We start from the raw sequence: 12,996 nt of genomic DNA on the forward strand, positions 1-12,996 counted from the left end.
CCATTTCAATGACACGAACCCCAGATGTCCCAAGGGCTAACGATGGGTTCTTCTTCATTTTTGAAGTTATACCAAACGTTTTTGTAGTATTGATTAACGCTTCCTCACCCATAAACAAATGGGTTTTCACTGCATAAATGTTATCCGACAAGGCAATTGCCTGTGCCATCGTAATTTCACCATCGGCATACTGGTGGTTGAAATTACGTGGTGCATAAGAGGCTCTCCCATCATCAAAGGTAAAGGTTGTGGCCTCACTTCTTAATGTCGTAGAAGGGGTGAACCCGTGCTCTAGAGCAGTGTAATATAATAATGGCTTTATTGTTGATCCAGGTTGGCGAATGGCTTGTGTAGCCCGATTAAATGGACTTTTACTGTAATCTTTTCCTCCGACCAAAGCTTTGACCTCACCCGTTTTAGGATCCATTGCTACAAGAGCACCTTGTATGTCCGATGAGTTTGAAATGATGGATGCAAAAGATTTCTCAGCTTGAGCTTGATATTCTAAATTGAGTGTGGTGTATACCTTCAAACCACCAAGTTCAATCGTTTTTTCATCCAAACCTAAGTCAGTTTTTAAAGTTAGCTTTACAGCATCTTGAAAATAGGGTGCAACTTTTTCCTTCACGGTCACATGTTGTCCAGTCAATACGATGTTTTCTTGGACCGCTTGCTCCATTTGCTTTTTGGTAATAAGTCCCACCTCTTGAAGTGAACGAAGAACAATTTTTTGACGAGACTTAGCGTGGTCCATCGACATAAAAGGCGAATACCTAGATGGACCTTTTGGAACCCCTGCCAACATACTCGCTTCAGCAAGTGTCAAATCCTTAGCATCCTTGCCAAAATAATAAAGACTAGCTGCCTGTACACCGTAGGCTCCATGACCGAAATAAATCGTATTTAAATACCCTTCAAGAATTTGTTCCTTCGAGTAATTCATTTCAATTCGGATTGTGTAGAGTGCTTCATTTATTTTTCTTTTCCACGTCTTATCATGTTCGAGAAAAAGATTTCGTGCGTATTGTTGCGTGATTGTACTTGCACCTTGGACCTTAGACATGGCTTTAATATCAGCAAGTACTGCACCAGCAATCCTTCTTAAATCAAATCCACCATGTTTATAAAATTTACGGTCTTCCACCGAAATGGCAGAATCGACTAAATGGGGAGAAATCTCATCTAGCGTAACCCAATATCGTTTTTGCCCACTATGTGATTCCCCGATGATTGATCCATCGCTGCTGTAATACAAAGAAGACTGCGGAACAGCGAGTGGTGGTGCACCGAGTATTTTAGCGTATACAAGAATTGATCCATAGATGATGGAAGCAATAATGATTCCCATCAAAAGAAGGATGATTCCTGCACGCATGTACTTTGCCGATTTCTTAAATCTTTGACGAGCCATTACTTCCAATGTTTCCACCCCCATTACAGAGTTCATCCAAAAATGTGTATTAACCATTATGAAAAAACATCCGCCATTTTAAACATGGAATGGAAACTTTCTTATCAATAGGAGAAGGAAGTAAGAGAAACTAAGTAATATGGTGAGAGAATATGTAAGCTCCTTATAAGAAATACAAAATTTTTCTTGCATTTTTTCTGCATTGTTCTATACTTTTTTTTGTGCATAAAAAAGTATAGATTTAAACCACAAACCCGGACACCTTTCCAAAGGGAATGGCTGTACCGAGTTTTTTTATACTTTAAGAATGTAAAAATTGACAGCAAAGATGTAAATCAACGTAGTGGCCAATTTTAGGATTAAAGTATAAGTGCAACTAGGTATTTATCAAAGCTTAGTCAAGACGCTAGCCAAGTTTTCTATAATGGAATGGTTTTTTTACGTTTTTTTGTTTTGATACAACCTAGTTAGGGGACGTTAATAGCATGTGGTTAAAATGCAAACTCCCTTCTAGATAACAAGGCGCAAACAGTTAGACAAACCTATAAAATATTGAAATAAGAGAGGAAGCGATTACGATGGGACTTTGGTTTACTGAAAAACAAACGGAGAACTTCGGTATTACAATGAAAGTGAATCGCACTTTACATACAGAACAAACGGACTTCCAAAAGCTAGACATGGTTGAAACGGAAGAATGGGGAACAATGCTTCTGTTAGATGATATGGTTATGACCTCTGATAAGGATGAGTTTGTTTATCATGAAATGGTTGCACACGTACCTTTATTCACACATCCAAATCCTGAGCATGTACTAGTAGTAGGTGGCGGAGACGGCGGAGTAATCCGTGAAGTGTTAAAGCACCCAAGTGTAAAAAAAGCAACTTTAGTTGAAATCGATGGCAAAGTAATCGAATACTCTAAAAAGTATCTACCAGCAATTGCAGGTATGCTTGAAGATGAGCGTGTAGATGTACAAGTTGACGATGGTTTCTTACATATCGCGACTGCTGAAAACAAATACGATGTAATCATGGTTGACTCTACAGAACCAGTTGGACCTGCAGTTAACCTATTTACGAAAGGTTTCTATGCTGGAATTTCCAAAGCATTGAAAGAAGATGGAATTTTCGTTGCTCAATCGGACAACCCTTGGTTCAAAGCGGATCTAATTCGCCAAGTACAAAAGGATGTTAAGGAAATCTTCCCTATCACTCGTTTATACATTGCGAACATCCCAACTTATCCAAGTGGAATGTGGTGCTTCACACTAGGTTCTAAAAAGCATGATCCACTTGAAGTAAGTGAAGAGCGTTTCCACGAAATCGAAACAAAATACTATACAAAAGAACTTCACAAAGCGGCTTTTGTATTGCCTAAATTTGTTGGCGATTTAACAAAATAATCAGATGCTTAACTAAGCGGCTGAAATGACGCGAGAATGCTTTGTTTCAGCCGCTTTTTTAGCGAATAGTCTGAGATATAGTCCATAGTTGAATTTATGCTGTTTGTTGATGGTGTGGAAGACACTTGCTTGACTTGGATTAGCGTTACTATCGAGACCCTTCGAGCACTAGCGACCAAAAGGCTCAGCGAACGCCCAAGCGTTAGAAAAGGAAATCAACAGGCAAAATTAACAGAGTCAAAGAATCAGAAATTTATTTATACATAAGAGGAGGCAACCCCATGCGATTTGATGAAGCATATTCAGGAAATGTATTTATTAAGAGTCATCAAAACTTTGAAGAAGCAGAAGCGGTGCTTTACGGAATGCCAATGGATTGGACAGTAAGCTACCGTCCAGGTTCTCGTTTCGGTCCTACACGTATTCGTGAAGTATCGATTGGTCTTGAGGAATATAGTGCATATTTAGACCGTGAATTAGAAGATGTGAAATACTTTGACGCAGGTGATATCCCTCTTCCTTTTGGAAATGCTCAAAAGAGCTTGGATATGATTGAAGACTTTGTAGATAAAGTATTAGCTGAAGATAAATTCCCAATTGGTATGGGAGGGGAGCACTTAGTTTCATGGCCGGTTATGAAGGCAATGGCTAAGAAATACCCTGACTTGGCAATTATCCATATGGACGCTCATACAGATCTTCGTGAAAACTATGAAGGCGAGCCATTATCACACTCAACTCCAATTCGTAAGATTGCTGAACATATTGGACCCAATAATGTGTACTCCTTTGGAATCCGTTCTGGAATGAAAGAAGAGTTCCAATGGGCAAAAGAAAATGGCATGCACATTTCCAAGTTTGAAGTGTTAGAGCCTTTAAAAGAAATCCTTCCTACATTAGCAGGACGCCCTGTTTATGTAACGATTGATATCGATGTTTTAGATCCTGCCCATGCACCAGGAACTGGAACAGTGGATTGCGGTGGAATCACTTCTAAAGAATTACTAGCTTCTATTCATGAAATTGCTAAATCTGATATTCGTGTTGTAGGCTGTGATTTAGTAGAGGTAGCACCAATCTATGATGTATCAGAGCAAACTGCAAACACTGCTAGTAAGCTGATTCGTGAAATGATCTTAGGATGGGTACAAAAGCGTTAATCTAAGAGCCCGTTTTTAAAAGAGGGTGACTCCTAATTAAGTGTCAGACTCCGCATTTTGAAATAGTTTGTTTATGAACAATCTATTTCATGTGTCGGAAAGACTCTTAAGGGGCACCCTCTTTGCGCTTTTTCAATGGTTGAAACTTCAGTACAGAATCTTTATACTAAGTTAATTAAGCAATTAGTCCGGAATTAAGGATGTGTAATACAATGTCTGAACAAAAAGATGTGAAAGTCACACTTAAAACCGTGATTTCCAGCGGGAATGAAAAAGAAGAATACGAATTTATCACCTTTGGCACTGCACAAACTAAAGGGGAAACTCTTTACCTGCAGTATGATGAAATTCAAGACGACAATCAGGAAAGAATTCAAACTGTCGTTAAATGGAATGATGAAGAAGCGTTTATCATGAGGAAGGGTCCAGTCAAGATGCGTCAACGGTTCAGGCGCGATGTTGAAACGGTTGGTATATATGAAAGCCAATACGGATCCATGCAAATGTTAACCTATACAAACAAGATGGAGTATACATGGAATAATCTCGAAAAAGAAGGTATCATAAGTCTTATCTATGATTTGAACATGCAGGGAAACAAGATCGGTCAATATGAGATGACGATATTATATAAGGAGGAGCAGAAGTAATGAATATAGCGGCACAAGTTCAGGAAAATCTGAAACAAGCAATTAAAGAAGCTGTAATCAAAGCAAATCTAGCTACAGAAGATCAATTGCCTAATGTGATTTTAGAAACTCCAAAGGAAAAGGCACATGGGGACTATTCCACAAACATGGCCATGCAATTGACTAAAATTGCGAAGAAGGCACCAAAGATGATTGCAGAAGCTATCATTGAAAACTTTGATACTTCAAAAGCATCCATCGAAAAGATGGAAATCGCAGGACCTGGGTTCATTAATTTTTACATGAATAATAGCTATCTGGCGAAACTAATCCCTACTATTCTAGAAGCAGGAGAGAAGTACGGAGAAAGCAAGTTTGGAAACGGTGAAAAAATCCAAGTGGAGTTTGTATCAGCGAACCCAACTGGAGACCTGCATTTAGGTCATGCTCGTGGAGCGGCTGTTGGAGATTCTCTTTGCAACATCTTAGCGAAAGCTGGCTACGATGTATCTCGTGAATATTACATCAATGATGCAGGTAATCAAATCAACAATTTAGCTCTTTCAGTTGAAGCGCGTTATTTCCAAGCTCTTGGAATTGAAAAGGAAATGCCTGCAGATGGGTACCATGGTGATGACATTATTGGAATTGGGAAAACTCTTGCAGATGAGTACGGCGACAAGTTTGTCATGGAACACGAAACAGTTCGTTTTGACTTCTTTAGAGAGTACGGCTTGAAGTATGAAATGGAGAAGCTGAAAAAGGACTTGGAAAACTTCCGTGTAGGCTTTGATATGTGGTATTCAGAGACATCTCTATACCACAATGGAAAAATAGATGCGGCCCTAGAAACATTAAAAGAAAGAGGCCATATTTACGAGGAAGATGGTGCGACTTGGTTCCGTTCTACCGAGCTTGGAGACGATAAAAACCGTGTATTAATTAAACAAGACGGTTCTTATACGTATTTGACTCCAGACATCGCTTACCATAAAGATAAATTAGAGCGCGGTTTCGAAAAGCTAATCAATATTTGGGGAGCGGACCATCATGGTTACATCCCACGTATGAAAGCTGCCATCGAAGCGCTTGGCTACAATCGTGATCAATTAGAAGTAGAAATCATCCAGCTTGTTCATTTATATAAAGACGGCGAAAAAATGAAAATGAGTAAGCGTACAGGAAAAGCTGTGACGATGCGTGACCTAATTGAAGAAGTAGGTCTTGATGCAACTCGTTACTTCTTTGCAATGAGAAGTGCTGACACTCACATGGATTTCGATTTGGACTTAGCAGTTTCACAATCCAATGAAAACCCAGTATTCTACGCACAATACGCACATGCACGTATTTGTAGCATCCTTCGTCAAGGCGCGGAGCAAGGCATCAATTTTGACGGAGAGCTAGACTTAAGCCAAATCTCTGCACAAAAAGAAATGGATGTCCTGAAAAAGCTAGGGGAATTCCCTCAAGCCATTGCAGAGGCAGCAGAAAAACGTCTGCCTCACCGTATTTCTAACTATATCTTTGACCTAGCGTCTACTTTCCACAGCTTCTATGGAGCAGAAAAAGTACTAGATGTAGATAACATGGAACGTACGAAAGCAAGACTTGCATTAATCAAAGCTGTACAAATTACATTGAAAAACGCTTTAGCTCTAATTGGAGTTACAGCACCGGAAAAAATGTAATATGTGTCGTGAAAAAACCTGGAGGATGGGTCCTCCAGGTTTTTTGTGTGTTGAGATTTTGGTGGTTCGGTAATATCTGGTGCTGTTTCGATAAAAAATGTGGTCCGTTCGGTAATATATACTCCTAGTTCGGTAATATCCAAAAATAAATCTGATGTATAAGCAAATAAGTCCTACACTTTTTCTTTTTATCATGCATTCCCGACTGGATACCCGTCACTCCGCCCCAGATACCATTCACTTTCAATGGAATTACCCTTCGCTTTTGAAATTTTACCCTTCACTTTTTATGAAATCTACAAAAATACTCTTCACATAGCCTACGTTATCCACGTTCTATCGCTATTACCTTTCAGACATCACGAGTAACCCTTCACTTTTTTCCGTATTCCAATCTGTTTCCACAAAATTTTCTTTCCACCTACTAAATATCAACAGAGGTTTCCACATTTGTTGAAGCCAGCCTAATTTCCTTCTAAAAAAAATGATGCCCATCAAAAGGCATCATTTTCATCAATTAATCTCCAAGACTCCGCCACTGATTCGTTTAATCCCACGTTGCTTAGACAAATCTTCAATCAACTGCAGCATCGCTTGGTCTTTGCGCTTTGCTTCAATCATAAAATCAACATCCTGGCCAATACTCTTAATCAATTTCATCAAAGGGGCCAAAAACAAGGGATCTACAAGGTCAGAATGTGAACGGAATTCTTTTTCTCCTTTAGGTGAGGAGATATGGATTTTAGGAGGAATACCAGTTCTCTCCCAGGTTTTAAAGGTAGCAGGCAGCAAGTCACCTAAATTAGTCTCACATAGATTAGCCATATGATGATGATAGTCAAAAACAAAAGGGATGTCCTCACGTAAGCAGACATTCAATGTTTCCTCTGTCGTGTAGGTTTTATCATCATTTTCAAGTGTCATTTGCTGTTTAATCTCTGTAGGTAGCATTTTTATATTTTCGTGAAAACGCTCAAGGGAGGAGGCTTTATCGCCGTAAGCTCCTCCAACATGGATATTGATGTAAGAGGATTCATGAACTCCCATTGCTTTCAACATGTTGTAATGGTATTCCATATCTGATACGGAATTTACCGTGATCGTTTCTTTTGGACTCGTGAAAAGAGTGAACTGATTCGGATGAAAACTGACTCTGAGATTATGGATTTGCACAATCTCTCCAAGTTCCTCCCATTCGCGTTTAAAAGGGGTGATGAAATCCCATTTTACTTCAGGGTGTGTGGCAAGAGGGACGATGGAACTGGACATTCGATATAGCTCAATTCCTTGAGCGACATTGTAATAGAGAATTCGTAAGGTGGTGCGCAAGTTTGCTAGCGTCACTTCTTTTAATTTATCATCACGTTCTTCTTTTCCTAGTTGGGTATATCGTTTAAAGGTCATCGTTCTAGCTGGAGTTGCCTCCCACAGGTTTAAAGCGTGGGAAACGTATCCGAAGCGGATTTTCATGGCGTTCTCCTTCAATTTTATAAAAAATGTGAGATAAGTGTCCCGAGCTTTTCTTTAATGGATCGCATTACATTCGGCTCGTTTAGCATTTTAAGAGTTAATGGGGTACTGTTTTCAACATCCTTCTTTAATTCATCGTGCATATTTCGGATGCAGTCTTTGTCATAAATATAGCAATTCATTTCATGGTTCAGGAATAAACTGCGTTTATCAAAATTGGCAGTTCCTAAATCAAGCACTTCATGATCGATTAAAATGAACTTAGCATGGTAAAAGCCTTTGCGATATTGATGAACCTCCGCACCTTCCGTAAGTAACTTTCTGAAATAAGGGAAGGCTGCTTCTTTAACTAAAGCATGATCTGGATTATAAGGGACAAGGATGGTCAGCTTAATTCCTTTTCGTAATACTTCAATTAATTTTTGCATCAAAGCTTTACTAGGTATGAAATAAGGAGTTCCAATTACAACCTCTTTTTTAACGGTATCAAGAATCTGCAAATACTTTCTTTCAAGCAATACACCTTCAGTCGGGGCAAGTTGATGCTGACATTTTCCCTTTTCTAAAGCAGGGAAGTATGTCTCATCTTTTCTTAAATCTTGGTGGGTTGCATTAAACCAATCCGTTAAGAATTCTTCCTGCAAATCCTGAACTCCTTCACCAGTCATCTTAATATGATAATCCCTCCAAGGACTAAGCTCAGGGTCTTGATCGATATATTCTTTGCCAATATTGTAGCCACCTAGATAGGCAATTTTGCCATCAATAACGGTAATTTTTCTATGATTTCTTTCCTGTGATGAATAAAACAAATAAGGAAACTTAGGAACTTGGCAAAAAGAAAACGAAACTCCACTAGCCCTCATTTCCTTAATGATGCTTCGTTTGACTTTATAACTACCCATCCAGTCTAGCAATAATCGTACTTCTAGACCCTGCTCTGCTTTCTTCTTTAGCAATTGAAGAAACTCTGTGCTCATTTTATCATCCTTGACGATGTAAAACAGAATGTGAATATGCTTTTTGGCAGAACGAATTTCATCAAACATATCCTTAAATAGGGGGTTTCCATTAGAAAACAACTGAATATCGCTGTGTCGTTTAGGGTATTTTTTTTCTCTAAAATTCTGGAGATGCTTTTTACGACCGAGTTTATAATCGGTGAAAAGCCAGATGGTCAAACAAAATAGAATTAGAAGAATAATTGCGACGAATTTAACCATTTTTTCTTTCCCCCTTCACTTTTCCCGATTCATATAGTTTGCCTTAATAGGTTTGATATCAAACCTATTCCCAAAAAAGAGAGCAATCAAGCGGAAAATAAAAAAATTTCCTACTATAACAAGGCATAAGCCCTAAGTAATGGGAAAATCCACTAAAGATGAAAATAAATTGGTTGACTGAATGCTCATTCATAATATAATGTAAGTAGGACTAAAATTCTGAAAAATATAATTGTTTGGATTGTTTCGCATTTTTAAATTTATAGGTCTGTCGATTTTAGGGGCAGACACTATTCTTCACAGGAAAGGGGCATCAATTATGGAAGGGTTGCTTTGGGTAAACTTGCTTGCATTCTTACTTGTAACCGCTTACGCAGTGTATATGTTCGTTTATTTGATTCGTACGCGTATCGAGTATATCAAGATGGGTAAGAAAGTCGAATTTGACAATAGAGTCAAAGAAAGACTTGAACTTGTATGGGTCAATGTTTTTGGACAGAAAAAGCTTTTGAAGGATAAAAAGAGTGGAATTATTCACGTCATGTTCTTCTATGGTTTTATTCTAGTTCAACTTGGAGCTATTGATTTTATCATTAAAGGAATTAAGCCAGGTGCTCATTTGCCACTAGGACCTTTATATCCTGCCTTTACGTTTTTCCAGGAAATCGTTACACTTCTAATCCTGGTTGCGGTGGTTTGGGCATTCCATCGTCGTTATGTGGAAAAATTAGTACGTTTAAAACGTGGGTTCAAATCTGGTTTAGTATTAATTTTTATTGGTGGATTAATGGTGTCCGTTTTATTTGGAAACGGAATGTCCATGATCTGGCACGGTCATGAAGCGTCTATGGCAGAGCCTATAGCTTCATTGATTGCAGGTATCTTTGCATGGATGGGTAAAACTCCAGCTATTGTTGCTTTCTATTTCTTCTGGTGGATGCATACAATTTTCTTATTATCATTTTTAGTGTATGTACCGCAATCCAAGCACGCTCACTTAATTGCTGGGCCTGCCAATGTATTCTTCCATCGTCTTTCAAACCCTGGGAAATTATCGAAAATTGACTTTGAAGATGAAACTCAAGAGTCGTTTGGGGTAGGGAAGATAGAGGATTTCACTCAACATCAATTAATCGACTTATATGCTTGTGTGGAATGTGGTCGTTGTACGAATATGTGTCCGGCTACGGGAACGGGGAAAATGCTTTCTCCAATGGACTTGATTTTAAAGCTTCGTGATCATTTAACGGATACAGGTGCTGTCGTTACGAAAAAACAACCATGGGTACCTGGATTTATTTTTAATAATACAAAAGGTAATCAGCTTGCATTAGCTGCTGCTGAACAAGGTGCTTTAGAACAAGCGGCTGCTTCAGCATACAGCCCAAGTTTAATCGGGGAAGTCATTACAGAAGAAGAAATCTGGGCATGTACAACTTGCCGTAACTGTGAAGACCAATGTCCAGTTATGAACGAGCATGTTGATAAAATTATTGACCTTCGCCGTTATTTAGTTATGACAGAAGGTAAAGTGGATGCAGATGCTCAACGTGCAATGCAAAACATCGAACGTCAAGGTAACCCTTGGGGATTAAACCGTAAAGAACGTGAAAACTGGCGTGAAGTTCGTGAGGATGTAATCGTTCCGACGGTTAAAGAAATGAAAAAAGCTGGAGAAGAGTTTGAGTACTTATTCTGGGTTGGTTCAATGGGTTCATATGATAATCGAAGCCAGAAAATCGCTCTATCCTTCGCTAAGCTCATGAATGAAGCAGGCGTGAAATTCGCGATCCTTGGAAACAAGGAAAAGAACTCTGGTGACACGGCTCGTCGTCTAGGAAACGAATTCATGTTCCAAGAGCTAGCAACAAACAATATCGAAGAGTTCGAGAAAAATGAAGTTAAAAAGATTGTTACCATTGATCCGCATGCTTACAACATTTTTAAAAATGAATATCCAGACTTTGGTTTACAGGCAGAGGTATATCACCATACAGAAGTATTGGCTATGTTAGTGAAGGAAGGAAAGCTAGTCCCAACCCATGAAGTGCATGAGACGATTACATTCCATGATTCCTGTTATCTAGGTCGATACAATGAAGTATATGATGCACCGCGCGATATCTTGAAGAGCATCCCAGGCGTGAAGCTAGTTGAGATGGAAAGAAATCGTGAGAAGGGAATGTGCTGTGGAGCTGGTGGAGGCTTAATGTGGATGGAAGAAGAAACCGGTCACCGCATTAACGTAGCTCGTACAGAACAGGCTCTTGCTGTAGATCCATCCGTCATTAGTTCAGGCTGTCCTTATTGCTTGACGATGATTACAGATGGAACGAAAGCAAAAGAAGTAGAAGATCAAGTGAAGACATACGATGTAGCAGAGCTGCTTGAAATGTCCGTTGTAGGTCCAAAAATCGCATAATTTATAGTTTGAGTTCGTCTGAGGGGTGACTCGCAAGATCGTTACATGGCGGCTTTGTGGGTCCCCCTTTTTATATAAGGTAATCGAAGCTATCAACTATTTAAAAATTCAATCTAAGAGCATCACATTTCAATAGCTTGAATAGGATAGTAATGGAAATTTAATTAAATTAAAGAGAAAATATTTAAAATTTTTAGTAATTTAATGTACAATGAAATTATGAATAAAACGCTTTCAAACTTTTAGATGAGGCTGCTATGCAGTTTTTTTTCTAGACGAGTATCGAGCGAGCGTTCAGTCAGGGATTCGATAGTCAACAAGAGTCACTCCATAGTTAAACCTTGCAAACTAATTATTAGGGGGATATAACAATGACTAAAACAGTAATTGTAAGCGGTGTCAGAACAGCGTTTGGTAAATTTGGTGGAGGATTAAGCGGTTTTTCTGCTTCTGAATTAGGCGGAATCGCTATCAAGGAAGCTTTGAATCGTGCAGGTGTCGATCCATCTCAGGTTGACGAAGTAATCATGGGTACGGTTCTTCAAGGTGGTCAAGGTCAAATTCCTTCACGTCAAGCTTCACGTCATGCAGGCATCCCGTGGGAAGTAAAGACGGAAACTATTAATAAAGTTTGTGCATCCGGTTTACGCGCAGTTACTCTTGCAGACCAAATTATCCGTTCTGGAGATGAAGAGATTATCGTTGCAGGTGGAATGGAGTCAATGAGCAATGCGCCATACCTGCTACCAAAAGCTCGTTGGGGATTCAGAATGGGCGATTCAACAGTTAAAGACTTAATGATCCACGACGGATTAAGCTGTAGCTTTACTGGTGTTCATATGGGGACATACGGAAACAGCACGGCTACTGAATTAGAAATTTCACGTGAAGAACAAGATCAATGGGCATACACAAGCCATCAACGTGCGATTGCAGCGATTGAGGCTGGTCGCTTAGCGGAAGAAATCGTGCCTGTAGAAGTAAAACAGCGTAAAGGTGATTCTATTCTAATTTCTGAAGATGAGTCTCCAAGAAAAGATACGTCTGTAGAAAAGCTAGCTACCTTAAAATCAGCATTTAGTGCAGATGGTACGATTACGGCTGGTAATGCTCCTGGAGTCAATGATGGAGCAGGTGCACTGGTATTAATGAGCGAAGAAAGAGCCCTTAAAGAAGGGAAAGAACCGATTGCATACATTATCGGTCATGCTGAAATAGCAGTGGAAGCAAAGGATTTCCCTAAAACACCAGGATTAGTCGTGAATGAAATTCTTAAGAAAACAGGTAAAACATTAGAAGAAATCGATTTGTTTGAACTTAACGAAGCTTTTGCGGCCGTTGCACTTGCTAGTGGACGTCTTGCAAATCTTGATCCTGAGAAAGTAAACGTAAACGGTGGAGCAGTTGCTCTTGGACATCCAATTGGTGCGAGTGGAGCTAGAATCATCATCACTTTAATGCATGAATTAAAAAGACGTGGCGGAGGAATCGGTATCGCAGGAATCTGTAGCGGTGGCGGCCAAGGTGACGCAATCATGATTGAAGTACCGAAAGCGTAATAAAGTATAAATATTAGAGGGGCCG

The 12,996-nt window shown here is 39.3% G+C and carries 9 protein-coding genes; 6 read left to right on the forward strand and 3 right to left on the reverse strand.

The annotated features are described in order from the left end of the window. Positions 1 to 1,420, reverse strand: a 1,420-nt coding sequence (locus tag DBX25_RS00455; protein WP_240620093.1) for a transglycosylase domain-containing protein, incomplete at its 3' end; no start/stop codon positions are given. A 569-nt stretch (positions 1,421 to 1,989) separates the two neighbouring features. On the opposite strand from DBX25_RS00455, the gene speE reads away from it, so the two are divergent. The 4 genes from speE (at position 1,990) to argS (ending at position 6,297) form a co-directional block, all read left to right on the forward strand. Further along, the gene (gene speE / locus DBX25_RS00460; RefSeq protein ID WP_108668815.1) at positions 1,990 to 2,817 is read left to right on the forward strand and encodes a spermidine synthase; all 828 of its coding nucleotides are present in this window, start codon (positions 1,990 to 1,992) and stop codon (positions 2,815 to 2,817) included. Between the two features lie 281 nt (positions 2,818 to 3,098). Further along, complete coding sequence (gene speB / locus DBX25_RS00465; protein ID WP_108668816.1) at positions 3,099 to 3,977, forward strand: agmatinase; 879 nt, start codon at positions 3,099 to 3,101, stop codon at positions 3,975 to 3,977. Between the two features lie 212 nt (positions 3,978 to 4,189). After that, positions 4,190 to 4,627 (forward strand): YwiB family protein, encoded by a 438-nt coding sequence (locus tag DBX25_RS00470; RefSeq protein ID WP_157950815.1) that lies wholly within the window; start codon positions 4,190 to 4,192, stop codon positions 4,625 to 4,627. Beyond that, positions 4,627 to 6,297 carry an arginine--tRNA ligase gene (gene argS / locus DBX25_RS00475; protein ID WP_108668818.1) on the forward strand — a complete coding sequence of 557 codons (1,671 nt, stop codon included), beginning with the start codon at positions 4,627 to 4,629 and terminating at the stop codon, positions 6,295 to 6,297. The genes DBX25_RS00470 and argS overlap by 1 nt, the downstream gene beginning before the upstream one ends. A gap of 513 nt (positions 6,298 to 6,810) precedes the next feature. On the opposite strand, the gene uvsE is transcribed toward argS, so the two are convergent. Together uvsE and cls are read right to left on the reverse strand one after the other, a co-directional pair. Further along, a complete protein-coding gene (uvsE, locus tag DBX25_RS00480; protein ID WP_108668819.1) occupies positions 6,811 to 7,767 on the reverse strand; it encodes a UV DNA damage repair endonuclease UvsE in 957 nt (318 codons plus the stop codon). Between the two features lie 17 nt (positions 7,768 to 7,784). Beyond that, complete coding sequence (cls, locus tag DBX25_RS00485) at positions 7,785 to 8,990, reverse strand: cardiolipin synthase (protein WP_108668820.1); 1,206 nt, start codon at positions 8,988 to 8,990, stop codon at positions 7,785 to 7,787. A gap of 319 nt (positions 8,991 to 9,309) precedes the next feature. On the opposite strand from cls, the gene DBX25_RS00490 reads away from it, so the two are divergent. Both DBX25_RS00490 and DBX25_RS00495 read left to right on the forward strand, forming a co-directional pair. After that, the gene (locus DBX25_RS00490) at positions 9,310 to 11,412 is read left to right on the forward strand and encodes a (Fe-S)-binding protein (protein ID WP_108668821.1); all 2,103 of its coding nucleotides are present in this window, start codon (positions 9,310 to 9,312) and stop codon (positions 11,410 to 11,412) included. Between the two features lie 371 nt (positions 11,413 to 11,783). After that, on the forward strand, positions 11,784 to 12,971 hold the full coding sequence (locus tag DBX25_RS00495; protein ID WP_108668822.1) for an acetyl-CoA C-acetyltransferase: 1,188 nt from the start codon (positions 11,784 to 11,786) through the stop codon (positions 12,969 to 12,971). Positions 12,972 to 12,996 lie beyond the last annotated feature (25 nt).

It is taken from the genome of Peribacillus acanthi (genome assembly GCF_003073175.1).
Classification (GTDB): domain Bacteria; phylum Bacillota; class Bacilli; order Bacillales; family DSM-1321; genus Bacillus_BN; species Bacillus_BN acanthi.